The organism is Salinicola aestuarinus, assembly GCF_003206645.1.
Taxonomy (GTDB): Bacteria; Pseudomonadota; Gammaproteobacteria; order Pseudomonadales; family Halomonadaceae; genus Salinicola; species Salinicola aestuarinus.
The window spans coordinates 340861-364637 of the sequence record NZ_PZJP01000008.1; the positions used below are offsets into that span (position 1 = coordinate 340861).

The window sequence follows — 23777 nt, forward strand, 5'->3', positions numbered from 1 at the left end:
CCTGGCCGGCTAGAGACCGAAGAGTCGACAGGCGTTCTGTGTCGTGGCCGCGGCCACCTCCTCGCGGCTCTGATCGCGTAGTAGAGCGATATGCTCACAAATAGTGCCGAGGTGATAGGGCTCGTTACGGCGTCCCTGATGGCCGCAGAGCGGCATGTCGGGACTGTCGGTTTCCAGTACGAAGGCATCATCGGGCAATGACGCCACGCTTCGATGAAGGCGTCGCGCCCGCGAGTAGGTGACACTGCCCCCGATCCCCAGGGTATAGCCCAGATCGACGAAACGCTGGGCCTGCTGCGGGCTGCCACCAAAGGCGTGAATCAAGCCGCCAGCCGGCAGCGCCAGCTGTCTCAATCGCTTGGCCACGGCATCCTCGGCGTGGACGCAGTGCACGACAACGGGTAGCCGAAAATGCTTGGCAAGCTGCAGTTGGGCCTCGAAGACCTCCCACTGCCGAGAGAGTGTGGCCTCAAAGCGGGCATCGATACCGCACTCCCCGATACCGACGACTCTCGCCCCCTGAGACAGGGCGCGCTCGAGCGCTTGTAGATCGTCGAGAGCGCTTTCATCGGCATCGCCGCACCCCGCCCCGCTCGCACCGGCTCGAGGTGCCTGCGTTCGATGTTCATAGATGAAGTAAGGGTGGAGCCCTAGCGAGACGACGATGTCTTCACGCTCGGCCAGCGACATGACCCCCGGCCAGCGGGCACGCGTGGTACCGGGCACCATGAAACGGCGCACGCCGGCCTCGAGCGCGCGCTGGAGCATCGCCCTGCGGTCGGCGTCAAAGTCGGGGAAGTCGAGGTGGCAGTGGGCGTCAAACATGGTGGTTATCGGATACGCAGTCCCTGGGCGAGACTATACGGCCTTGTCGGGCACCCGATCTGCGACGTCGAGATCAGCCGTGCAGTGACCGCACTTGCTGGCCTTGATGGGAATGGTCATGAAACAGTGCGGGCAGGCCTTGTCGGTCGCCGCCTTGGGAGCGACCGCTTCTTCACGCTTGAGTCGGTTGATGGTGCGCACAAGCAGGAAGACCGACAAGGCGACGATCACGAAACTGATGACCGCATTGAGAAAGAGACCGTAGTCGAGCGTCACTGCACCGGCCTGCTGAGCGGCCGCCAGCGACGCGTAAGGGCCGGGAGTAGCGCCCTCCTTGAGGATGAGGAAAAAGTCGGCGAAATCGACGCCGCCGATCAGTAGTCCCAACACCGGGTTCATCACGCTCTTGACCAGACTTTGCACGATCAAGGTGAATGCCCCGCCGATGATGATACCCACCGCCATGTCGACGACGTTGCCTTTGACCGCGAACTCGCGGAACTCTTTCAGGAATTTCGAAGCCATCAGCGACTCTCCTCATCGACGATACGCGGGCATGGGCCTTTCGCGACGGGCATGAGCACTCAAATCGCGGACGCCAGCGCCGACTCGACGCTGGCGTCCTGGAGCATGGGCCACTTTGTCGAATGCGACAAGGCAGCCCGGAGGGAAGGGCCTAGTCGTTCAGTGCTCGCGAGTCGCGCGGAAGACAACGTCTGGCCAGCGCTCCTGGGTCATCTGGAGATTAACCCGGGTCGGGGCCAGATACGTTAGGTAGTCGCCGCCGTCATAGGCCAGATTCTGGCTCGCCTTGCGCTTGAACTCGTCGAGTTTCTTGGCATCGTCACAGAATATCCATCGCGCGGTGTTCACGTTCACCGGCTCATAGATACAGTCGACCTTGTACTCTTCCTTCAGGCGGTGAGCGACGACGTCGAACTGCAGCGTTCCCACCGCCCCAACGATCAGGTCGTTGTTATCCAGCGGCATGAAGACTTGTGTCGCGCCCTCCTCGGAAAGCTGCTGAAGCCCCTTCTGCAGCGCTTTCATCTTCAGCGGATCGCGCAGGCGAACACGGCGGAACAGTTCCGGCGCGAAGTGCGGGATGCCCAGAAAGCGCATGTCCTCTCCCGCGGTGAAGCTGTCGCCGATCTGGATGGTGCCGTGGTTATGCAGGCCGATGATGTCGCCCGGCCAGGCCTCCTCGACATGGGCACGGTCGGATGCCATGAACGTGAGCGCGTCGGCGATCTTGACGTCCTTTCCGGTGCGTACGTGGCGCATTTTCATGTTGCGCTCGTACTTGCCGGAGCAGATACGCAGAAACGCCACGCGGTCACGGTGCTTGGGATCCATGTTGGCCTGAATTTTGAAGACGAAGCCGGAGAAGCGGCCGTCGTCGGAGACGACCTCTCGGCTGTCGGTCTCACGCGGCTGGGGCGCGGGCGCGCACTCGACGAAACCGTCAAGCATTTCGCGCACACCAAAATTGCCCATGGCCGTACCGAAGTAGACGGGGCTAAGCTCACCGCGGCGGTAAGCCTCGAGGTCGAATTCATGAGACGCGCCGCGAACGAGTTCCACCTCGGTTCTGAGCGCATCGGCCGCATAGTCACCGAGCATCCGGTCGACCTCCGGATTATCCAACCCATCGATGCGGTTGTCGTCCGGGACCCGGTTGCCCTGACCGTGGCTGTAGAGGTGCACCACGTCGTTGTAGAGGTGATAGACCCCCTTGAACTCCTTGCCCATCCCGATCGGCCACGTCATCGGCGCACACTGGATGTTGAGCACCGTTTCGATCTCGTCCATCACTTCGATCGGATCGCGCGTCTCACGATCCATCTTGTTGATGAAAGTGAGGATCGGCGTCGTGCGGAGCCGACACACTTCCATCAGCTTGATAGTTCGATCCTCGACGCCCTTGGCAGCGTCGATCACCATCAGCGCCGAGTCGACCGCGGTCAGAGTTCGGTAGGTATCCTCGGAGAAGTCTTCGTGGCCCGGCGTATCCAGCAGATTGACGATCCGATCCTTGTAGGGGAACTGCATCACCGAGGTCGTCACGGAGATGCCTCGCTCCTGCTCCATCTTCATCCAGTCCGAGGTCGTGTGGCGGTCATCCCGCTTACTCTTGACCGAACCGGCCAGCTGGATGGCATTGCCGAAGAGCAGCATCTTCTCGGTGATGGTGGTCTTACCGGCATCGGGGTGGCTGATAATGGCGAAGGTGCGCCGGATCGACGCGGCCTGGGCGATCTGAGTGTCTGACATGGATAGAGTTCACTGACCGAGGGGAGGCAGCGACAGTCACAAGGGACCCGGTTGCCTGAAGTGTCTGGGATGGCGGAATTGTACGCGCCATCCCCGAAGAGTTGTAGCGCTGCCCGCGCAGCTGGGTGACCGGTGCCTGGCCCGCGGGCATTCGGCTCACCGCCGCTCCCGTCTGCGACAATCGGGCACACCGCACGGCGCGAACGCGGGCCATCAGAGGCTCACGCCATACCGTCGGCTGCGTTACCATGAATCCAACTGACCGCTCCGGAGTGACCATGCTACAGCCGCTACCGCTCTCGACCCCGAATCGCAATCTGGTTCGGCTAACGATCGTTCGCGGCATTACCTGGACGGGATTCCTCGCCGCCATCATCTTCGGCATCGAGATTCTGGACTTCCAGCTTCATGTGCTGCCCATCATCAGCGTCATTATTGCCATGGGGCTTTTCAACGTGGCCACATGGTGGCGCCTGGGCCGTCCCCGAGCCGTCACTGATACCGAGTATCTACTGCACTGGCTTATCGATATCGCCGGACTCAGCCTGCTTTTCTATTACACGGGCGGCTCGACCAACCCTTTCATTACCTATCTGCTGGTGCCGCTCGCCATTGCGGCTTCAACGCTGCCCTGGTCCTACGCCTGGATCATCGCCTTCGCGGCGACGGCCAGCTATACCTTCATGATGCTTTTCTTCGAGCCGGTGCCGCAGCTGGTCAACCGGACGCTTTTTTCAGACATTCAGTTACACACCCTCGGCATGTGGCTCAATTTCATTCTGTCGGGCGGTCTGCTGACCTACTTCATCTTCAAGATGGCGCATACCCTGCGCCGGCGGGACATGACACTGTCGCGCACCCGTGAAGCGGCACTGCGCAACGAACAGATCCTCGCCGTGGCGACCCAGGCGGCAGGTACCGCTCACGAACTCGGCTCTCCGCTATCGACGATGGCGGTTCTGCTCAAGGAGATGCGTCACGAGGCCAAGGATCAGCCCGCGCTGCGAGAAGACATCGACCTGCTCCGCCAGCAGGTCGACACCTGCAAGCAGCGGCTGCAGGCCCTCGTTGCCAGCGCCGATCGGCGGCGTCTGGAAAAACCCGAGACACTACGCGCCGATGTCTGGCTCAAGGCCCTGATCCAGCGCTGGCTGGTGCTGCGCCCGGACGTCAATCATCAGCTGGAGGTGCGCGGGAAGCGCGGACAGCCCTTTCTCGCCATCGACGCGACGCTGGAGCAGGCGTTGATCAATCTGCTCAATAATGCCGCCGATGCCAGCCCCCATACCGTCGTCTCCAGCCTCGACTGGAACGCGGAGGAAGTGATCATCGACATTCGCGATCAGGGGCCGGGCGTCCCCATGTCGATCGCCGATCAACTCGGCGACACATTCATCTCGACCAAGAGTAAAGGCATGGGCATAGGACTGTTCCTGACCCACGCGACAATCAACCGCTTCGGTGGGGGTGTCAGTCTTTACAATCATGAGGAAGGCGGCACCCTTACCGAAGTCAAACTGCCGCGGGTGGCGTCGGGCGAGGCGCCCTAACGCGCTGTTCGACCGAGACCATGGCCCTGCGCCAGCTAGTCAGTGCACGACTTGAAGATTCGTAGATCCAGGAGACAGTGAAATGAGTGACGGCGAACGCCTGCTGATCGTCGATGACGACGAGCAACTCTGCTTCGTGATGGAGCGCGCGATGCGTCGCCGCGGGTATGACGTCGTGGTGGCGCATACTCAGGCGCAGGCACTCGCAGAAGCCAAGCGAATGCCGCCGAGCCTGGCAACGCTCGATCTAAAACTCGAGTCCGATTCCGGGCTCAAGCTGCTGCCTGATCTGCTCGAAATCGCACCGGATTGCCGAGTCGTGGTGTTGACCGGCTACTCGAGCATCGCCACGGCTGTCGAGGCGATCAAGCTCGGCGCCGTCAACTACCTCTGCAAGCCTGCGGATGCTGATGAAATCCTGCTTTCGCTGGAACGGGGAAGCGGCGACACGGAGGTCGAGATCTCCGACAATCCCCCGTCGGTCAATCGCGTGACCTGGGAGCATATCCAGAAGGTCCTGCACGAGCACGACGGCAATATCTCAGCGACGGCCCGTGCGCTCGGGATGCACCGCCGGACGTTGCAGCGCAAACTGCAGAAGCATCCGGTCAGGCGCTAAACGGGGCGCGTAGCCATCAACGTGACGACCGACGTTCGCTCGAGCGTCTCAACGATGCATCCCCGCCGGGGGTGCAGGTAGCCGACAGGAGATCGACGTGGATCATCAGCAGCGACTCGACATTGCCATCCAAATCGCCCAGAAAGCCGGCGAGCAGATCGCCGACGCCCGCCGCCAGCAAAATTTCTCCCACGAGTACAAGGGAGACGATGAACTGGTGACCGAAGTGGACGTCGCCGTCGATCGCTTTATCGCCGAGCAGCTCGAGGCCGCTTTCCCCGAAGAGGCCCGACTCACCGAAGAGCTTTCACCCGATCGAAGCCAGCTTGAGCAGGGGGGGCCACTTTGGGTCGTCGACCCGATCGACGGCACGGTGAACTTCGCCTACGGTCACGTTCATGTGGCAGTCTCGATCGCCCTCGCCGTCGACGGCGAACTACAGCTTGGCGTGGTGCACGCGCCGTTCCTGGGGCAGACGTTCGCGGCGATACGGGGAGACGGTGCCACGCTCAATGGCCAGGCCATCGTCTGCAGCAAGGCCAAGACACTGGAACGCAGCCTGATCGCGACGGGTTTCCCCTACGCCAGGGATCGCCGCGCCCCGCTAATACGCCGCCTTAATCATGTGGTCCACGCCTGCCGGGACATTCGCCGCAACGGCGCCGCGGCGCTTGATCTCTGCCATGTAGCCAGCGGCCTGCTGGACGGGTACTACGAAAGTGTATCGCCGTGGGATTTCGCCGCCGGACTGCTGATCGCGCGGGAAGCCGGTGCGCACACGGGCCACCTCTACGAGTGCCCCGAGAATCTGCCCGCAGACCTTTACGGCGAAAATCTGCTCGTCACCGCTCCCGCGATCTTCAATCCGCTATACGAGCTGCTTCGCCACGCCGATGCCGGCGGTCGGCTGGAGGAAGAATAGGCCGGCGTAATGATTAACGTAGCCAGACTCTATTGGTGACGACGGGTGGAATACGAAAGAATATCCCCCATCTGACTCTCAGCCCATTCACGATGAAGGAAAATCCTCCATGTTGACCGTCATTTTCGGCCGTCCCGGCTGCCCGTTCTGCGTGCGCGCCAAGGAACTCTCCGAAAAGCTCAAAGAAGCGCGGGATGATTTCGACTTCCGTTATATCGACATTCACGAAGAAGGCATCACCAAGGCCGACATGGAGAAGACCATTGGTCAGCCGGTGGACACCGTGCCTCAGATCTTTGTCGATCAGACCCATATCGGCGGCTTCACCGAGTTCGAAGCCTACGTGCAGAACCAGGCGCTGATGCCCGAAAACGCCTGAGGACGCCGCCCCGCCCGGCGCCAGAACACAAAAAAGCCGACCTCGTGTCGGCTTTTTTTGTGTTCTCAGGACACCAGATGCTCACGACGGGTGTCCTGTGACCTCGCTGACCGCCTCCACAAGCTTCAGGCAGCGGTCGGTGACACCCCATAGCCGTCGCGCGCTTCCTGCGGTGGCGCCTCAGGCGACTCGGGCTCGACGCTGGCACCAAAGGCAAGTTCATACTGAATCGGGCCATAGTGTGGGTCGAGCTCATTGATGTAGTGCGTCGACTCGACCAGGGGCACCATCGGCGTGTAGGGCTCCTGCTCGGCCAGAGCCTTAGCCGGATCCCGTCGCAGCAGGCGAAACAGGATGAAAACAGCGAGCCCGGCGGCCGCGGCGCCCAGAAAGAACCAGAGGCCATCCGGGCCAAAGCGCTCCATCAGCAACGAGGCGCTGAACGGCCCCAGCACCGACCCGACGCCATAGCACATGAGGATCTTGGCGTTGGCCTGAATCGTCTCACTCGGCTCCAGCCGATCATGGGTATGGGCAAGGCTCAGTGAGTAGAGGGTGTGCAGCATCGCGGTATGGAAGCTCGCCACGAAAATCAGCAACCAGAAGCTCGACCGCGCCGCCACGGTAATCAGCAACCCCGAAATCGACATCACGATGGTCATGCAGAGGATCACCTTGCGGCGGTCGAAACGGTCCGATACCCGTCCCAACGTCCACTGGGCAATGAGTGCCACCAGCGTGGTAATCGACATGAACTGCGCGGTCTGACTGGTCGTGAGTCCGATCTCCTGACCGTAGTAGGGCGTCATCGCGAAAAACGCCTGAACCATCATGCCGCTGACGAACGCCCCCACCAGCCCCACGGGCGCCCGAGCGAACAGCGTCTTCAACGCGATCTTGGTCGAAACGTCATGGCTCGAACGCGCGGGTCCGTGAATTCGATGAATGGAGAGTGGCACCAGCGACAGCGCGAAGAGAATGCCTGCGACAGAGAACAGCACGAAGGTCGCGGGGTCGGCCGCGTTGAGCATCCACTGTCCACCGGCCAGCGACAGCGTGGAAATGACCAGATACCAGCCCAGCACGCGCCCTCGATTCTCGTTGGTCGACTCTCCAGAAACCCACGACTCCATCACCATCAGTAGTCCTGCGGTGGCAGCGCCGCCAAACAGCCGCCAGACCAGCCAGGCCCAGGGATTGATCCAGAGTCCATGCAGAATCGCTGTGACGGCCAAAAGCGCCGCGCACGCCGAAAACACCCGGATATGGCCGACGCTGCGGATGCGCTTTTCCAGCCAATAGCTTCCCGCCACGAAACCGAGCGAGAAACAGGACATCAGCAGACCGGCCATCTGTGACGGGAAGTCTTCGAGCGACATCCTCACGCCCAGCAGTGTCATGATCAGGCCGTGTCCCAGTAGAAAACTGATTTCACAGAGAAAAAGAATGGGGAGCGTGGCCGGTAGAGCGCGCAAGGAACCTCCAGAAAATGTGAGCATAACCACGCCGAATCGGTGGCCAACGAGCAGGAAACGCTGACTTCAGGGTGCCGACCAGCAAAAAGGGGCCGGCATTCTACCAACCTCCTCGTCGTTTTCCGACCCAGCAATGTCGCTTTTGACCACCCGCCATGAATTATTCACACGATCTGTGGATAACGCTGTGCATTTCCCGTGACTGAAAGCGGTGAATTCCCGCCCCTCCGGCAAAGTGGTTAGATTGATCAGATTTTCGTCGGTAGCCTTCGTCATCAACCACCAGCGGTACGCGCGATGCGACCGGTGCTGGGCAGGCTTTGGGCATTCCAGTAACATCGCCTCACGTTCTTGAGGGAGAATGGCATGTCGAGCTTCAAAGGCGTCCTGAGCATTAGCCTTTTGGTGCTCAATACGCTGTTCTGGGGCGTCCCGCTCCTCGTACTCACGGCAGTCAAACTCGTCACGCCGACTCGTCGTGCACGGCGGCGCTTACTCGCCGGCCTGCATCGCCTCGCACTGGGCTGGATACGCACCAACAACTGGTGGATACGCCATTGGCTCCGCCCCCGTGTCCAACAGGAGCTACCCGAAGGCCTCTCGCCCGCCCATTGGTATCTGGTGATCGCCAATCACCGGAGCTGGACTGACATCATCGTCATGCTTTATACGCTCACCGGACGCGTGCCGATGCCAAAGTTCTTTCTCAAGCGCGAACTGATCTTCGTACCCATTATCGGCCTCGCCTGGTGGGCGCTGGAGTTTCCCTTCATGCGACGGTACGACCGCCAGACACTGGCGCGCCGTCCTCGCCTCGCGGCCAGAGACCGCCAGGCGACCGAGCGCATGTGCGAACGGGCCAGAGAGATGCCGATGACGATCTACAACTTCGTCGAGGGAACACGCTTCACGCCGACCAAGCGCCAAGCGCAGTCGAGCCCTTTCGAGCATCTACTACGACCCAAAGCGGGCGGTGTGGCCCAGGTAATCAGCTTGCTGGGCGAACGGCTCGACGGCATTCTCGACGTCACGCTTCACTACCGCCGCCGTTCACCCAACTTCTGGGATTTCCTCTGCGGGCGGGAATCGGATATCGCCGTGATCGTCCGGCGGTTAGAGGAGCCCGCATGGATGCGAGAAGGCAGCTACGACGATGTCCAATACAAGGAACGTTTCTATTCATGGTTGAATGCACTCTGGCAGGAAAAAGACGAAGCGCTCTCCTCGTTTGCCTGGCGCTGATACTGCTGCTGAGTGGGTGTGCCACAGGGGGGGGAGGCCGAGGCAATACTCAGGCCGGCGCCGGTTGGATCATCGTGCAGCGTGGCGACACGCTGGGCCAGATCGCCAATCGCGCCAACATTCCCCTGCTGCGGCTTCAGCGCTTCAATCCCGGGGTCGATGCACGTCATCTCGCCGTCGGCCAGCGACTGATGTTGCCTTCTCAACGCGAACGCGCACCCGGTAGCGGCCCCTATCGTTACGCCGTTCGCCGCGGGGATACGCTGTACTCAATCGCCCGCCATTTCGGTGCCGATCCAAAGCAGGTGGTAGCGGCCAACGGCAACCCCGCTTCACTGAACATCGGGCAGATGATCGACGTCCCACGGGGACGTGGCGGCAGCGCGTCGACGCCAGCCGCCTCCCGAAGCCTTCCGGATCCCGGTCCGCTACCTTCGTCCGCCAAGGGCTGGCGGTGGCCCCTGGCGCGCTATTCGATCGCGCGACAGTTCGGACGGGACAGCCACGGCACGCTGCAGCCCATGATGCTCTCGACGACCCAACCCGAGCGCGCCATTGCCACCGAGCGCGGTAGCGTTCGCTTTGCCAACAGCATGCGTCAGCTAGGCCAGGTCGTGATACTGCACCACGATGACAACATGCAGAGCGTCTACGCGTTCTGCCAGACGCTACTCGTATCGGAAGGTGAAAGCGTCGAGCCGGGCACGCCACTCTGCGACATCGCCCAGGATCAGGCAGCCAACAATTACCACCTACTCTTCGACCTTCGCCATGGCGGCAAACCCGTGGATCCCGCGCGCGTGCTACGCTAGCGGCGGGCGTCATCTAATCGTCATCTGCGGGTCTCACTAGCGTCATTTGACGAACGCAACATCCAGCATGGGTCAACGCGGCGGCGCACGATAACGTCAGTCATCGTCGCGACAGAGAAGTGGAGCGGCAGCGATGCGTATAGCCCTGGTCAGTGAAACCTGGTCCCCCGAGGTCAACGGTGTTGCGCACACCTTGAGCCACCTCGCCAGCCATCTCGTCAGCAAGGGCATCACGCTGCAACTCATCCGGCCCGAACCGACCGGTGGGGAGCGTGACAGCCTCATGGAGCGAGATCTCCACGTCAGAGGCATCGCACTCCCCATTTATGCCGATGTACACGTCGGCGTACCCTGTCGCCGCCGGCTGATAAGGTTCTGGCGCCAGGAACGCCCGGATGCGATTTACATCGCGACAGAAGGCCCGCTGGGCTGGTCAGCGCTCAACGCGGCGCGCAAGCTGGCGATCCCCATCGTCAGTGGCTTCCACACCAACTTCGATCAATACGCCGCCAACTACGGACTGGGCTGGAGCATTCCCATCGCCCAGCGCGGCCTGCGTTATTTTCATAACCGTTGTGGCGCGACGCTGGTCCCCACCCATGAGCAACGAAAGGCTCTGGAAACGCGGGGTTACCGCAACGTCTCCGTGCTCGCCCGTGGCGTGGATGCCCATCGCTACACCCCTTCTCGCCGCGACGCGGATCTCAGGCGCGAATGGGGTGTGGGACCTCATCAGCCGGTGGCCCTCTATGCCGGGCGCCTGGCCTCAGAGAAAAACATCGAGCTGCTTGCCGATGCCATGAGCGCGATGCAGCAGGCCAACCCCACGCTGGTACAGGTTCTAGTGGGAGACGGTCCGGCCCGCAAGACACTGGCTCAGCGCCTCCCCGATGCCATTTTTACCGGATTTCAAAAAGGCGAGGCGCTGGCACGACACTACGCCAGCGCGGACATCTTCGTGTTTCCGTCGCTGTCGGAGACCTTTGGCAATGTCGTGCCCGAGGCGATGGCCAGCGGCCTGGCGGTGGTGGCGTTCGAGCATGCCGCAGCCAAAGAGCTCATCACCCGCGATATCGACGGATGCCTGGTGTCCCCCGGCGATCGCGCGGGCTTTGTCGACGCCGCGCGCACCCTCAGTTGCCAACCCGCGGTCTATGCCCGGTTGGGTCGTCAAGCGCGCGAACGCGCGGCGAGTTTGAGCTGGGCCAACATCGGTGACCGCTTTCTCGCCCATCTCATTCAGGCTCAGAGACCACTGCATGCAGCATCGCACACCACGTCACACGTTTGAGCGTCTCGATCGATTCGAGAGCCGGCTGAGCCACCGGCTCGCGGATCTGTCGCGCCACCCGCCGACCCTCAAACTCTTCCAGGTGGTGAGCCGCCTGGGCGACTGGCCCGCCTGGGTACTGCTTAGCCTGTGTCAACCGCTTTGGCATGGCCGTGCAGGCTGGATGATTGCCGCGCACTGGGGTGTCACCGCCGCTGTCGCGGCGATCGTCTACCGCACCCTGAAAACCCGGCTTTGTCGTGAGCGTCCTTACATCACCTTCACGACGATACGCTGCAGCATGCCGCCGGTAGATCGTTACAGCTTCCCAAGTGGGCATACCCTGCATGCGGTGATGTTTCTTCTACTCATCACCCCGACAACGCCCTCGCTGCTGCCCGTCGTCTTCCCGCTGGCGTTACTGATCGCCACCTCGCGGGTCGTACTCGGCCTGCACTATCTGAGCGATGTCCTGGTCGGCGCCCTGATCGGCGGCGGACTCGCCTGGCTGAGCCATCTGCTGCTGCCGATCAGCCTTGGCTGGCTTTGAGACACTAAATCGTGACCGATGACCGCTCTAGTTGGCAGACGCTTCGTCGCACTCCCCCGCTGATGCTTAACCCGCATTTTCTGCGCCGCGAGGAAGCCGATGCACTCCTCGCAACGCTGGAGAAAGCGATCCCTTGGGACGCCCCCACGCTCACGCTGTATGGCAAGACTCATGTCATACCGCGGTCTCAATGCTGGATGGGGGATGTCGATCTCGACTATCGCTACTCCGGTCGGACGTTTCGCCCGGAGCCCTGGCTTGGCGCCGTCGAGACACTCCGCGACCGCCTGGTCACCTCGCTGCAACAGAGCGGAATGGCAGCGCTGACGCTGAATAGCGTCTTGCTCAACCGCTACGCCGATGGCCGCCAGCGAATGGGATGGCACAGCGACGACGAACCCGAGCTCGGGACCGACCCCGTCGTGGTCTCGGTGTCGCTTGGCGCGGAACGACCTTTGCGCTTTCGTACGCGGCAACGCGAGAATCGCGACGCGTTCAATGTTTGGCTACCCCACGGCAGCGTGCTGTTGATGGGAGCCGGCGCACAGCGGCACTGGCAGCACGCGCTCGCTCCCCGAGCGGTCGACGGCGTGAGAATCAATCTCACGTTTCGGCACGTTTATCCCCGCGACTGAACGGGTCCAATGACCACGACCTAGGCCGAGCCTTGATTAGTGTCTGGCAAGAAGAGGTAACGGTATAAAGAATGCGGGACAAGAAGGAGAAGACAGGCAGACAGGGCTACCGGCCCAAGGCCGGTAGCGAAAACTACAGGCTAGCCGCGGTAGTAGCTGGCAGTGACAAAGGGCATGGCGCTGATGACCATTGGCAGCCGCTTGCCTCTGACTTCGGCGTACACGGTCTCTCCTCGTTCGGCGGCCTCCACCGACAGGTACGCCATCGCGATCGGGCTGGCAACGCTGGGACCGAAACCGCCGGAAGTGACGCGCCCCACTTCCTGATCGTTCGCGTCAAAGAGCACGGCGCCTTCTCGCACTGGCGCCCGACCCTCGCCAATCAGACCCACCCGCTTGCGTTTGTGGTCCTTGGCCTGGAGTTGATGCAAGACCCTGTCGGCACCGGGAAAGCCCGCCTCACGCTCGCCACCCACTCGACGTGTCTTGCCTACCGCCCATGGCAGGCTCGCCTCGACCGGGGTCGTCGTTTCATCGATATCGTGCCCGTAGAGACAGAGCCCCGCTTCCAGACGCAGGGAGTCGCGCGCGCCCAACCCAACAGGCTCAACCTCTGGCTGATCGAGAAACCATCTGGCCAGGCTCTCGGTCGCGTCCGAGGGCACTGAGATTTCGAAACCGTCTTCGCCGGTATACCCACTACGGCTGATCCAGAGTTCCTGATCCATCACCTCGAAGCGGCCGTGCTGCATGAAGCGGAGTTCACACGCCGCGGGGCAAAGCCGGCGCATTCCCTCGGTTGCCTGCGGCCCCTGGAGCGCCAGCAGTCCGCGATCGAGCACCTCGACGTCGTGGCCACTCCCCAGACCCGTTCGGAGCAGCGCAATATCCTGCTCGCGGCAGGCCGCATTGACGACCAGATAGAGAGACTCGCCATGGTTCACGACCATCAAATCATCGAGGATGCCGCCTTCGCTATTGGTGAAAAGCGCGTAGCGCTGGCCATCGACTGCCAGGCCGACGACATCTGCCGTCACCAGGGTCTCGAGCGCCCGGGCGGGTTCCGGCCCGACAATACGCACCTGTCCCATGTGCGACACGTCGAAAAGCCCACAGGCGCGGCGCGTGTGCTCGTGCTCCTTTTTCACTCCTAGCGGGAATTGCACCGGCATGCTGTAGCCGGCGAAAGGAACCATCTTGGCACCCAACGACTGATGAAGCGCCTGCAGCGGCGTGGCGTGAAGATCGGACATGCGGGTCTCCCGAATCTGGAGTAAAGAAACGTGCCGACCTGAGCCACTCGGAACAGGCCGACACGTCATGCGTCGAATAAACAATTCGAGGCGGGCCACTGCCCGCCTCGCCCTCAATCCCGGTGGGAATTCAGGTCTTCGCCGGGCAGTACCGTCTTGCCGGCGAAATAGTCACGCGTCAGCTTGAAGACCACCGGCGATAGCAGTGCCAGAGCGATCAGGTTGGGAATTGCCATCATCGCGTTGAAGGTATCCGCGATCAGCCAAATGAGATCAAGGTGTGCCATGGCGCCCACCGGCACCGCCAGCACAAAGACCACCCGATAGACGACAATCGCACGATCCCCGAACAGATACTGAAAGCACTTCTCTCCGTAGAAGGACCAGCCAAGAATGGTGGTGAACGCAAATACCGCCAGCGCGATCGCGACCAGCGCTTCTCCGAATCCCGGCAAACCGCTGTCGAACGACAGCGATGTCAGTCCCGCGCCACTCTCGCCATCCAGCCAGTGCGTCGATGTCAGGATAACCAGCGCGGTCATCGTGCAGACCACCAGCGTGTCGATGAAGGTACCGAGCATGGCGATCAACCCCTGGCGGACCGGGTTGCGCGTCTGGGCCGCCGCGTGAGCGATGGGCGCGCTGCCCAGGCCCGCCTCGTTGGAGAAGATACCCCGGGCGACACCAAAACGAATGGCTGCCGCCACAGCCGCGCCGGCGAAACCGCCACTGGCGGCGATCGGCTGGAAGGCATACTCGAAGATCATGCCGAACGCCCCGAGCACTTGATCGGCGTTGATCACCAGCACCACGACACTCGCGCTGAAGTAGGCGATGGCCATCAGCGGCACCAGCTTGCCGGCAACCTGGGAGATCCGCTTGATCCCACCGAGAATGACTGCGCCCGCCAGCACCATGATGACCAGACCCGTCACCCAGGCAGGAATACCGAAGGACGTCGTGAGCGCATCAGCCACCGAATTGGCCTGCACGGTATTGCCGATGCCGAAAGCCGCCACCGCACCGAAAAAGGCAAACATGCCTCCCAGCCAGGCCCAGCGTTTACCCAGCCCGTTGCGGATGTAGTACATCGGACCGCCGACATGGTTGCCCTGCGAGTCCGTCTCACGGTAGCGCACTGCCAGCACCGCCTCGGCGAACTTGGTGGCCATGCCGACAAGGGCGGTAAGCCACATCCAGAACACCGCGCCTGGCCCACCCAGTGCGATCGCCGTCGCGACGCCCGCGATATTCCCCGTACCGATGGTCGCCGACAGCGCCGTCATTAGTGCATTAAAAGGAGAGATTTCACCCTGGTCGCGATCGCTCGATTCGCTGCTTCGCCCCTTCCACAGCAGGCTGAAGCCCTCGCCAAGCTTGCGAATCGGCATCAGCCGGAGCCCGAACTGAAGGTAGAGCCCGACGCCGAACAGCAGAACCAGCATGACCGGTCCCCACACCACGCTGTTGATCGCACTGAAGAAAGAGTTGAGTAGTTCCACGTTGCACCCCACCGTTTCGGTTGTTGTTGGTCCCGCCCGGCATCATCCAGCAGCGCTTGGTGCCGCGAGCGTCAGGCGGTGACTCGGGGCCCGTCGATAGCGCCAAGCGTCATTTATTAGCGCAAAAAGCGCGCTGAACGCAAAGCGTCCGCGGAGAAAGGTGCCCATTATCTTTCACTGAAGCCTCATCGGTGACGTGGCAACCTCACAGCGCCGAACCGACGCTTCAACCAATCCCGGTCTGTCATGGTCGAGGCCAGCCACAAACCCAGTGCCCCGGATGGCAGACCTTCAGCAAGGTGACTCACCTTAACCAACCGCTTCATTGTTTCCAATACGAAACAAGGGACTGAGGCTCATGGGCCTTCGACGTGCGAGCCGCAGACGCCCAGCCCTCACCGCCTACCTGACACCATCCGCCTTTACGAACTGCCGCGGGTGCGGAATTCAGCGCCCTGCAAGAATTGGAACCCGCTCGATCTGGACGCCGGCGACATCAGGGTTCAACCTAAAGTCGCGTGCCTCGTTACGGGTCGCTCGATGCAGCGCACCGCAGGATAAGCTCGAGATTTGGTATCCCAATTCAGGCTCCCTTAGTGCATAATGCTGCTAAAATTTCATCATTTGATAAACGTTTCGTATAGGAAACTTCCATGAGCGAAATTCCCAACAAACTGCTCTACACCGACAGCCACGAATGGGTTCTCGACCACGGTGACGGTAGCGTCACCGTCGGCATTACCGATCACGCCCAGGAAGCCCTGGGTGACGTGGTGTTCGTCGAGTTGCCGGAAGCCGGACGTGAAGTCGACGCAGGTGACGAATTTGGCGTCATCGAATCGGTAAAGGCGGCATCCGATCTGTATGCGCCACTGGGCGGCGAAATCATCGAAGTCAACGAAACCCTCGAAGATGCGCCCGAAACCGTCAACGATTCGCCCTACAGCGACGGCTGGATTCTCAAGCTCAAACTGTCGGATCAGGCCGAGCTCGAGTCACTCATGGACGCTGATGCCTACGCGGATCTCATCGCGGCCGAGCAGGACGACGACTAAAACCGATCCCTCGGCCCACGGGCCGCCAGCCATTGGCTGGCGGCGCCTGCAATACCCTGCGTTTTCCTTTCCTCTGCCACTCTCGCTGGACTCGATCATGCCCTCCGATTCTCGTACGCTCGCCGAGCTGGCCAATCATGAAGACTTCCTGACACGTCATAACGGCCCCAGCCGCAGCGACGTAGCCAACATGCTGTCGACACTCGACCTATCGTCGATCACATCGCTCGTCGAACGCACCATTCCCGCTGCGATTCGACTGGATCGCGAGCTTGCACTGGATGGGCCGCGTGGCGAGTCAGAAGCGCTGGACTACCTCCGCGGCCTCGCGCGTCAGAACAAGGTCTTCAAGAGCTACATTGGTCAGGGCTATCACCCGACGCACTTGCCGGCGGTGATCCAGCGTAACGTGCTCGAGAATCCCGGTTGGTACACCGCCTACACCCCTTACCAGCCGGAGATCGCACAGGGCAGACTCGAGGGGCTGCTCAACTTCCAGCAGATGGTGACCGACCTCACCGGGATGACGATCGCCAACGCCTCGCTGCTCGACGAAGCGACAGCCGCTGCCGAGGCGATGGCGCTCTGCCGACGCTCGAACAAGAAGCACAAGAGCAATCGCTTCTTCGTCGCCGACGACGTGCTCCCGCAGACGCTCGATGTGCTTCGAACGCGTGCGGCGTACCTGGGTTTCGAACTGGTGATAGCACCGGCCGAGTCGGTTGCTGATCATGACGTCTTCGGGGCGCTCCTACAGTACCCCGGCGTCGATGGCGGCATCGACGACCTTGAAGCGCGTATCCGCGACGCCAAGTCGAATCAGACCATGACCTGTGTCGCGGCGGATCTGATGAGCCTGGTATTGCTGAAAGCACCGGGCGAAATGGGCGCGGACATCGTGCTGGGCAGCGCGCAGCGTTTCGGCGTCCCGATGGGTTACGGCGGCCCGCACGCGGCCTATTTCGCCGTGAGCGATGCGCTCAAGCGCTCGCTACCCGGGCGGGTCATCGGTGTCTCACGTGACAGCCGGGGCCGTCCGGCCCTTCGGATGGCGATGCAGACGCGCGAGCAGCACATCCGGCGAGAGAAGGCGACCTCCAACATCTGTACCGCGCAGGCCCTGCTCGCCAACATTGCAGGCTTCTACGCCGTCTACCATGGCGCTGCCGGACTTCGCACCATCGCCGGACGCATTCATCGGCTCACGACGCTACTGGCTCACGGCCTGCGCCAGCACGGTATCGCGTTGAAAAACGAAAGCTGGTTCGACACGTTGACCCTGACCGGTGTCGATAGCCATCGGATTCACGGGCGCGCCATGACCCGCGAAGTGAATCTTCGCTACCCCCAGGACGGTGAAGTCGGCGTGAGTCTCAACGAGACGACCACGGCGGCGGATCTGGCCGAGCTCTTGGACGTTCTCATCGGCGATGAGCACGGGCTGAGCGTCGGTGAACTCGATCGCGCGCTGATTGAGCGTGGTGACAATAGGGGTGACAGCGCCATTCCTGCCGCCTATCGGCGCAACAGCGACTTCCTGACCCACCCGAATTTCAGCCGTTTCCATAGCGAAACGGAGATGCTGCGCTATCTGAAGCGGCTCGAGAATCGCGATCTCTCCCTGACGCACGCGATGATCCCGCTGGGCTCCTGCACGATGAAGTTGAACGCCACCAGTGAAATGGTGCCGATCACCTGGCCCGAATTCTCCAACATTCACCCCTTCGCGCCGGCCGATCAGGTCAGCGGCTATCGTCAAATGATCACCGAGCTCAGCGATTTCCTGATCGAGATCACCGGCTACGATGCGCTGTCGATGCAGCCCAACTCCGGCGCTCAGGGCGAGTATGCCGGCCTGGTGGCGATCAGGCGCTACCAGGCCGCCATCGGCGAGGGACATCGTGACATCTGTCTCATCCCCAGCTCGGCGCATGGCACGAACCCGGCATCGGCCGCGATGGCCCAGATGAAGGTGGTCGTCGTGGAGTGTGATAAAGACGGCAATATCGACATGGCCGACCTGCGCGCCAAGGCTGAGAAACATAGCGACGCGCTCTCGGCGATCATGCTGACCTACCCGTCCACCCACGGTGTCTTCGAAGAGAACGTTCGTGACGCCTGCGCCCTGGTGCATGACAACGGCGGGCAGGTCTATATCGACGGCGCCAACATGAATGCTCAGGTTGGACTGTGCCGTCCGGGGGACTTCGGCGGCGACGTCTCGCACCTGAACCTGCACAAGACGTTCTGTATTCCCCACGGCGGCGGCGGCCCGGGGATGGGCCCGATCGGCGTCAAAGCGCATCTTGCACCGCACCTGCCCAATCATGTCGTCACGCCGATCCACGGCGTCGAGAAAAGCTCCGGAGCCGTCGCGGCGGCGGCGTTCGGCAGCGCCTCCATCCTTCCGATCTCGTGGGCCTACATCAAGATGATGGGCGCCCGGGGGCTGCGCGAGGCAACGGAACTGGCAATTCTCAACGCCAACTACGTCGCCCACCGCCTGTCGGGGCACTACTCGGTCCTTTACAAAGGGGCCAATGGCACCGTCGCCCACGAGTGCATTCTCGATGTCCGACCGCTGAAGGCCGCGAGTGGCATTACCGAGGAAGACATCGCCAAGCGGTTGATGGACTACGGCTTTCACGCACCGACCATGTCGTTCCCGGTGGCCGGCACGTTGATGGTCGAGCCTACGGAATCCGAGTCACGTTATGAGCTGGATCGTTTCTGCGATGCCATGATCGCGATTCGCGAAGAGATCCGCCGTGTCGAATCCGGGGAGTGGTCGAAAACCGACAATCCGCTGGCGCTGGCGCCGCACACGCAGCAGGACATCATCGACGAGACATGGGATCGCCCGTACTCCCGCGAACTCGGCGTATTTCCGATGCAAGCGGTACGCGATGCCAAATACTGGCCGGCGGTGAACCGCGTCGACAACGTCTATGGCGACCGCAACCTGATCTGCAGCTGCCCACCGATCGACGTCTATCGAGACAGCGAGTGAACGGCGACGGCGTCGCCTAATGGCCGGATAGGCCAGCGGCCGCCCTCCCCGGGCGGCCGCTGACGTTGGGCGGTGGGAGAGCCTTGAGTCTTAGGTCCCTTCCAGCGACGGCAGCTCGCTGTAACCGTAGAGTGAATTGAGCCGCTGCTGACGAAAGGTATCCAGAAGCTGACGATAACGCTTAGGGAGCGCCACATCGCGCCGGGCAACCAGGTAGAGCGTTTCGTAGACGGGCTGAGGCAGCGACAGTTCCTTGACCTGGCGCTGCCAGGGCGATGTCTCCAGAACGGGCCGCGGCACGACCGTGAACCCTAGTCCCCGCGCCACGGCGTCGAGCACCTGACCGACTTCATTGGTGAAGCCGCGCCGCGGGAAGCGACTCATGCCACGGAATTCGTCGGCGAAGTTCTGCTTGAGCACCAGGCTGGCGTTGGCTTCACCGTCGTTGTAGTTAACGAAGCCCAGAGCCAACAGCTCACCAAAGGTGGTACCAGCGAAATCGGCGGGGACAACCACACAGAGTGGCTCCTGATGCCACGCCTGACACTCGAGTTCGGCATGCTTGGCGACGTCAGTGGCAATCCCCACGTCGAGGCGCCCTGCCGCCACCTCCTGAGCGATATCGCGGTTGAATGCGAAGCTGTAATTGACCGTAAGGCCCGGATACATCTGCTGGTAGCCGAGCAGAAACGGATAGAACATCAGACCGACGCTACCCGGGGAGGCGATACGACACTCTCCACTATCGGCGGAGTCATCGTCCAGCGAGTGGCGAAACTGCTCGTGCTCGGCGAAAAGCTTCACCGCGTAGTCATAGGTGCGACGGCCCGCCTCGGTGAGCGTAAACCGCCGACCATGACGGTTGAGCAGCGAACGCGCGACATACTCCTCGAGTTTTCTCACGTGCTGACTCACGCCGGGCTGGGTCATCTCCAGCTTGCGCGCAGTCTGGGTGAAGCTGCCGGTTTCGACGAGCATCATGAAGGTACGAAAGTACTGGGCGTTGAACATGAGACAGGGGGTTACTCGGACTGGACGGCAGCCGATCGTTGGGCATTGCCGTTGGAAACAATGGCGTGAAGATAACGGCTGCTTCTACGCTTCAGGCGGGGAAATCATAGCAATTTATACGAACGCTCGCACCGCGACGTCGGCGGGGGTAGCCACAGCGGGCCGCTCTGCCCCTCTGGAAAGCCCGTGTTAACATTCGAGCCAACCTCACTCAGGAGACACCGAGCACCATGTCCGACCCCTTTGCTCAGCGTGCCACCGCGGTGCAGCGCACGCTGCTCGCCATGGAAGAGAAAGCCGACGACGACCAGCTGTTCGCACTGGGCTACATGATTCCCCAGATCGGTCTGGTCCAGGAGATGGCCGACTACGACCCGCAGGCAGTCGTCGCCGAAGACTTCGACGCGACCTACTGGGAGTGGCTCGAGGGGACCTTCACGCAGGACAACATGAGCGACGCCGACCGCGAGCAGATCGCGTCTCTTTGGCGCACCGCGCTGACCCGCATCGATCACTGATCTTTTTTCGCCCGAGGATAGTCATGCCCGAAACGCTCTCGACCATCGTCTCTCCCGAGGGAAGCCTCGAAATTCTCTCGCAGTCGGAGGTCAATCGCCTTCGCGACACCTCGGGAAGTGGCCTACACGATCTCCTTCGCCGTTGCGCCCTGGCGATTCTGAACTGCGACACGCCGACCGACGATGGCCTCGCCGTGATGGAAGCCTATCGAGACTTCGACATCGAGGTACTCCAGCAGGATCGCGGCATTCGCTTGAAGCTCTCCAACGCCCCGTCATGCGCGTTCGTCGACGGCCGAATGATTCGCGGCATCCGCGAGCAGCTATCCGCGGTGCTGCGGGATATCGTTTACGTCTACAACGAGATTCAGAACAACCCGCGGTTCGACCTCGACACGAACGAAGGCTCGACCAATGCTGTCTTCCACATCCTGCGTAACGCCGGTACCTTGCGCACCGCGCAGGAACCCAATCTGGTGGTGTGCTGGGGCGGGCATTCGATCACCCGGGAGGAGTACGACTACACCAAAAGCGTCGGCTACCACATGGGGCTGCGCGGGATGGATATCTGTACCGGCTGCGGGCCGGGTGCCATGAAGGGCCCGATGAAGGGCGCGAATCTGGCGCACGCCAAACAGCGTCGGCATGATAGCCGCTACCTCGGGATCTCCGAGCCGGGGATCATCGCCGCCGAGTCTCCCAACCCTATCGTCAACGAACTTGTCATCATGCCGGACATCGAGAAGCGCCTCGAGGCCTTCGTCCGTGTCGGGCACGGCATCGTGGTGTTTCCCGGCGGCGTCGGCACCGCCGAAGAGATTCTCTATCTGCTGGGCATTCTCGCGCACCCCGACAATCGCGAGATTCCCTTTCCGGTCATTTTCACCGGTCCGGAGAGCGCGCGTGACTACTTCGAGCGTATCGATGAATTCCTTCGCTATACCCTGGGCGACGAGGTGGCGCAGTTTTACCGCATCGTGATCGACGACCCCGCAAGCGTCGCCCAGCAGATGCGAGAGGCGATTGGCGAGGTCGCCAAGTTCCGTCGAGAGCAGGACGACGCCTTTTACTTCAACTGGCGGCTGACGATCGAGCGCAGCTTTCAACAGCCCTTCGAGCCGACCCACGAGGCGATGGCATCGCTGGCGCTGCACCGGGAACAGCCGCGTCACGAGCTTGCGGCGAACCTGCGCCGGGCCTTCTCAGGTATCGTTGCAGGCAACGTCAAGGAAAGTGGCGTTCGCGCCATCGCCGCGCGGGGGCCGTTTCAGTTACACGCCGAGCCCCAGCTGATGAAACGTCTCGATTCGCTGCTGACCTCATTCGTCGCGCAGGGTCGGATGAAGCTGCCGGGGAAGGAGTACGTGCCCTGCTACACCTTGGGCTGACCGGGGCGAGCCGCCGTTGGCCTGTCGGCCGCAGTGGCCATCCCCTCAGACGCGGCGTCATCAACGCGGCGGTTGAATGCAGAACGGCGAGCCATGCTGGCTCGCCGTTCTCACGTTCTGATCGCGCGGTGCTCGCGCTACCGGTGTGTGAACTAGCGCCGTTCGCGCCAAAGCCGAGACACCGCATGCAGCAGCAAGCCTAGGGCCGCCCCCTGCGAGGCCACTTGCGTCCAGATCACCGCGCCGCTCTGGGTCGCCTGCCAGACAGTCATCAGTACGTATCCGCCCATAAAGCAGATCGCCAGCCATTTCAGCGCCCCCGGGCATTTGGCTCGCTCGTTCCCCTGCATCATCCGCCAGAAGACGGTGAGCGCAATAGTGACGGCTGCCAGCAAGATGAGCAGCAGAATCAGGCGCGTGTCGTCACGCACGACCCAGTACCTCGGCAGCGACGAGAGCATGACTGCCGCGAGACCCGCGAGGACGCTCCAGCGGGTCGCCGTGAAGGGAACGGGGCGTGTCATCTCGTGACCACTCACTGCGAAAGCCCCTGCGTCTCTATCCAGGACTCGGCCCACGGAAGCGCTGCATCATCCGCCATGAAGGTCTCCATGGCATCAATCTCCAGTCGCTCACCCAGCCGTTGCGCACCGAGGTCTTCCAGAATGGCGTCGAGCGCGCGTCCGGAGCCACAGAAGGTGTCCGCATACGAGCTGTCTCCGAGCGCAATGAGACCGTAGCGTAGCCCAGTCAGGCTCGGCGGAGTCGACTTCAATTCACGTACAAACGGCACCAGATCGCCGGGGAAATCGCCACTTCCGGTAGTCGATAGGCAGAACAGGGCCAGCGCCGGCATGGGCTCGACCAGATCGCCAAGCCCAGGTTTGTCGAGGATCGAAACGTCGTATCCCGCTCGCTCGAACAAGGGCGCTATCTGTTCGGCAACGTCCAGGGCACCGCCGTAGACCGTTCCGACGTAGATATTCATCTTCGGCATAGACACGCTTCACAGATCAAGAATGGGGCCAGCAGCTTAGCACAGCGATCCCGCGGCCTCAGCCGTGATCCGGCGTCATCCTGGCCGTTACGCACCGACATAAAAAAACCGCCTACCGGCAACGAGCCGGCGGGCGGTTTGATCATGCCAAAGTGACGTCACTCCTGCTGAAGCTCTCCATCGAAACTCTCGACCTTCGCCTTGAGTTTCTGGCCCGGCCGGAAAGTCACGACGCGACGTGCAGAGATGGGAATCTCCTCGCCCGTCTTCGGGTTCCGGCCGGGGCGCTCTCGCTTGTCGCGGAGATCGAAGTTGCCGAAACCGGATAGCTTGACCTGCTCGTTCTCACGCAGGCAGCCACGGATCTCTTCGAAAAATGTCTCCACCATGAACTTGGCTTCCCGCTTCGAGAACCCGAGCTCGGAATGGAGATGTTCCGCCAGTTCAGCTTTGGTCAGCGCTCCCATGATCGCTCCTTGCGCGAAATGAC

Annotated in this window: 23 protein-coding genes; 13 read left to right on the plus strand and 10 right to left on the minus strand. The window is 61.8% G+C overall.

Annotated elements, in window-relative coordinates; translation table 11 throughout:
• Nucleotides 1–9 precede the first annotated feature (9 nt).
• From DOM41_RS13540 to DOM41_RS13550, 3 genes are all read right to left on the minus strand, one after another.
• Entirely contained in the window at nucleotides 10–825 is an 816-nt protein-coding gene (locus DOM41_RS13540) for a TatD family hydrolase (RefSeq protein ID WP_110687381.1), read from the minus strand.
• A gap of 33 nt (nucleotides 826–858) precedes the next feature.
• A complete protein-coding gene (gene mscL, locus DOM41_RS13545) occupies nucleotides 859–1350 on the minus strand; it encodes a large-conductance mechanosensitive channel protein MscL (protein WP_110687382.1) in 492 nt (163 codons plus the stop codon).
• A gap of 159 nt (nucleotides 1351–1509) precedes the next feature.
• Nucleotides 1510–3099, minus strand: coding sequence for a peptide chain release factor 3 (locus DOM41_RS13550; protein WP_110687383.1), 1590 nt, complete (start codon nucleotides 3097–3099; stop codon nucleotides 1510–1512).
• A 278-nt stretch (nucleotides 3100–3377) separates the two neighbouring features.
• Between DOM41_RS13550 and DOM41_RS13555 the strand changes: the two genes are divergently transcribed.
• The 4 genes from DOM41_RS13555 (at nucleotide 3378) to DOM41_RS13570 (ending at nucleotide 6569) form a co-directional block, all read left to right on the plus strand.
• The gene (locus DOM41_RS13555; protein WP_110687384.1) at nucleotides 3378–4649 is read left to right on the plus strand and encodes an ATP-binding protein; all 1272 of its coding nucleotides are present in this window, start codon (nucleotides 3378–3380) and stop codon (nucleotides 4647–4649) included.
• A gap of 82 nt (nucleotides 4650–4731) precedes the next feature.
• Complete coding sequence (locus DOM41_RS13560; protein ID WP_110687385.1) at nucleotides 4732–5268, plus strand: response regulator transcription factor; 537 nt, start codon at nucleotides 4732–4734, stop codon at nucleotides 5266–5268.
• Nucleotides 5269–5365: 97 nt separating this feature from the next.
• Entirely contained in the window at nucleotides 5366–6190 is an 825-nt protein-coding gene (locus DOM41_RS13565) for an inositol monophosphatase family protein (protein WP_110687386.1), read from the plus strand.
• 109 nt (nucleotides 6191–6299) lie between these two features.
• Nucleotides 6300–6569: a GrxA family glutaredoxin gene (locus tag DOM41_RS13570; protein WP_110687387.1), complete on the plus strand. Its 270-nt coding sequence runs from the start codon at nucleotides 6300–6302 to the stop codon at nucleotides 6567–6569.
• Nucleotides 6570–6694: 125 nt separating this feature from the next.
• Here DOM41_RS13570 and DOM41_RS13575 read toward each other — a convergent pair whose 3' ends face one another.
• Nucleotides 6695–8044 (minus strand): MFS transporter, encoded by a 1350-nt coding sequence (locus DOM41_RS13575; RefSeq protein ID WP_110687388.1) that lies wholly within the window; start codon nucleotides 8042–8044, stop codon nucleotides 6695–6697.
• A gap of 366 nt (nucleotides 8045–8410) precedes the next feature.
• Between DOM41_RS13575 and DOM41_RS13580 the strand changes: the two genes are divergently transcribed.
• The 5 genes from DOM41_RS13580 (at nucleotide 8411) to DOM41_RS13600 (ending at nucleotide 12553) form a co-directional block, all read left to right on the plus strand.
• On the plus strand, nucleotides 8411–9286 hold the full coding sequence (locus DOM41_RS13580; RefSeq protein WP_110687389.1) for an acyltransferase: 876 nt from the start codon (nucleotides 8411–8413) through the stop codon (nucleotides 9284–9286).
• A gap of 74 nt (nucleotides 9287–9360) precedes the next feature.
• Nucleotides 9361–10098: a murein hydrolase activator EnvC family protein gene (locus DOM41_RS13585; protein ID WP_342588154.1), complete on the plus strand. Its 738-nt coding sequence runs from the start codon at nucleotides 9361–9363 to the stop codon at nucleotides 10096–10098.
• A gap of 133 nt (nucleotides 10099–10231) precedes the next feature.
• Nucleotides 10232–11389: a glycosyltransferase family 4 protein gene (locus DOM41_RS13590; RefSeq protein ID WP_110687391.1), complete on the plus strand. Its 1158-nt coding sequence runs from the start codon at nucleotides 10232–10234 to the stop codon at nucleotides 11387–11389.
• Entirely contained in the window at nucleotides 11358–11918 is a 561-nt protein-coding gene (locus tag DOM41_RS13595) for a phosphatase PAP2 family protein (RefSeq protein ID WP_110687392.1), read from the plus strand. The genes DOM41_RS13590 and DOM41_RS13595 overlap by 32 nt, the downstream gene beginning before the upstream one ends.
• 11 nt (nucleotides 11919–11929) lie before the next feature.
• The gene (locus DOM41_RS13600) at nucleotides 11930–12553 is read left to right on the plus strand and encodes an alpha-ketoglutarate-dependent dioxygenase AlkB family protein (protein WP_245391848.1); all 624 of its coding nucleotides are present in this window, start codon (nucleotides 11930–11932) and stop codon (nucleotides 12551–12553) included.
• 140 nt (nucleotides 12554–12693) lie between these two features.
• Here DOM41_RS13600 and gcvT read toward each other — a convergent pair whose 3' ends face one another.
• Nucleotides 12694–13806: a glycine cleavage system aminomethyltransferase GcvT gene (gene gcvT, locus DOM41_RS13605; protein ID WP_110687393.1), complete on the minus strand. Its 1113-nt coding sequence runs from the start codon at nucleotides 13804–13806 to the stop codon at nucleotides 12694–12696.
• A 113-nt stretch (nucleotides 13807–13919) separates the two neighbouring features.
• On the minus strand, nucleotides 13920–15308 hold the full coding sequence (locus tag DOM41_RS13610; RefSeq protein ID WP_245391849.1) for an alanine/glycine:cation symporter family protein: 1389 nt from the start codon (nucleotides 15306–15308) through the stop codon (nucleotides 13920–13922).
• Nucleotides 15309–15961: 653 nt separating this feature from the next.
• On the opposite strand from DOM41_RS13610, the gene gcvH reads away from it, so the two are divergent.
• Nucleotides 15962–16363: a glycine cleavage system protein GcvH gene (gene gcvH, locus DOM41_RS13615; protein ID WP_110687394.1), complete on the plus strand. Its 402-nt coding sequence runs from the start codon at nucleotides 15962–15964 to the stop codon at nucleotides 16361–16363.
• Between the two features lie 97 nt (nucleotides 16364–16460).
• Nucleotides 16461–19373, plus strand: coding sequence for an aminomethyl-transferring glycine dehydrogenase (gene gcvP, locus DOM41_RS13620; protein WP_110687395.1), 2913 nt, complete (start codon nucleotides 16461–16463; stop codon nucleotides 19371–19373).
• Nucleotides 19374–19463: 90 nt separating this feature from the next.
• Here the strand turns inward: gcvP and DOM41_RS13625 are convergent, their stop codons facing one another.
• Nucleotides 19464–20384 carry a LysR family transcriptional regulator gene (locus DOM41_RS13625; RefSeq protein WP_110687396.1) on the minus strand — a complete coding sequence of 307 codons (921 nt, stop codon included), beginning with the start codon at nucleotides 20382–20384 and terminating at the stop codon, nucleotides 19464–19466.
• 230 nt (nucleotides 20385–20614) lie between these two features.
• Between DOM41_RS13625 and DOM41_RS13630 the strand changes: the two genes are divergently transcribed.
• Both DOM41_RS13630 and ppnN read left to right on the plus strand, forming a co-directional pair.
• Nucleotides 20615–20902 (plus strand): YfcL family protein, encoded by a 288-nt coding sequence (locus DOM41_RS13630; protein ID WP_110687397.1) that lies wholly within the window; start codon nucleotides 20615–20617, stop codon nucleotides 20900–20902.
• Between the two features lie 23 nt (nucleotides 20903–20925).
• Nucleotides 20926–22290, plus strand: a complete 1365-nt coding sequence (gene ppnN / locus DOM41_RS13635) for a nucleotide 5'-monophosphate nucleosidase PpnN (protein ID WP_110687398.1) — start codon at nucleotides 20926–20928, stop codon at nucleotides 22288–22290.
• Between the two features lie 152 nt (nucleotides 22291–22442).
• Here the strand turns inward: ppnN and DOM41_RS13640 are convergent, their stop codons facing one another.
• From DOM41_RS13640 to ihfA, 3 genes are all read right to left on the minus strand, one after another.
• On the minus strand, nucleotides 22443–22814 hold the full coding sequence (locus tag DOM41_RS13640; RefSeq protein ID WP_110687399.1) for a hypothetical protein: 372 nt from the start codon (nucleotides 22812–22814) through the stop codon (nucleotides 22443–22445).
• 11 nt (nucleotides 22815–22825) lie between these two features.
• Nucleotides 22826–23287 carry a flavodoxin domain-containing protein gene (locus tag DOM41_RS13645; RefSeq protein ID WP_110687400.1) on the minus strand — a complete coding sequence of 154 codons (462 nt, stop codon included), beginning with the start codon at nucleotides 23285–23287 and terminating at the stop codon, nucleotides 22826–22828.
• A 158-nt stretch (nucleotides 23288–23445) separates the two neighbouring features.
• Nucleotides 23446–23754 carry an integration host factor subunit alpha gene (ihfA, locus tag DOM41_RS13650; protein ID WP_110687401.1) on the minus strand — a complete coding sequence of 103 codons (309 nt, stop codon included), beginning with the start codon at nucleotides 23752–23754 and terminating at the stop codon, nucleotides 23446–23448.
• Between the last annotated feature and the right edge of the window lie 23 nt (nucleotides 23755–23777).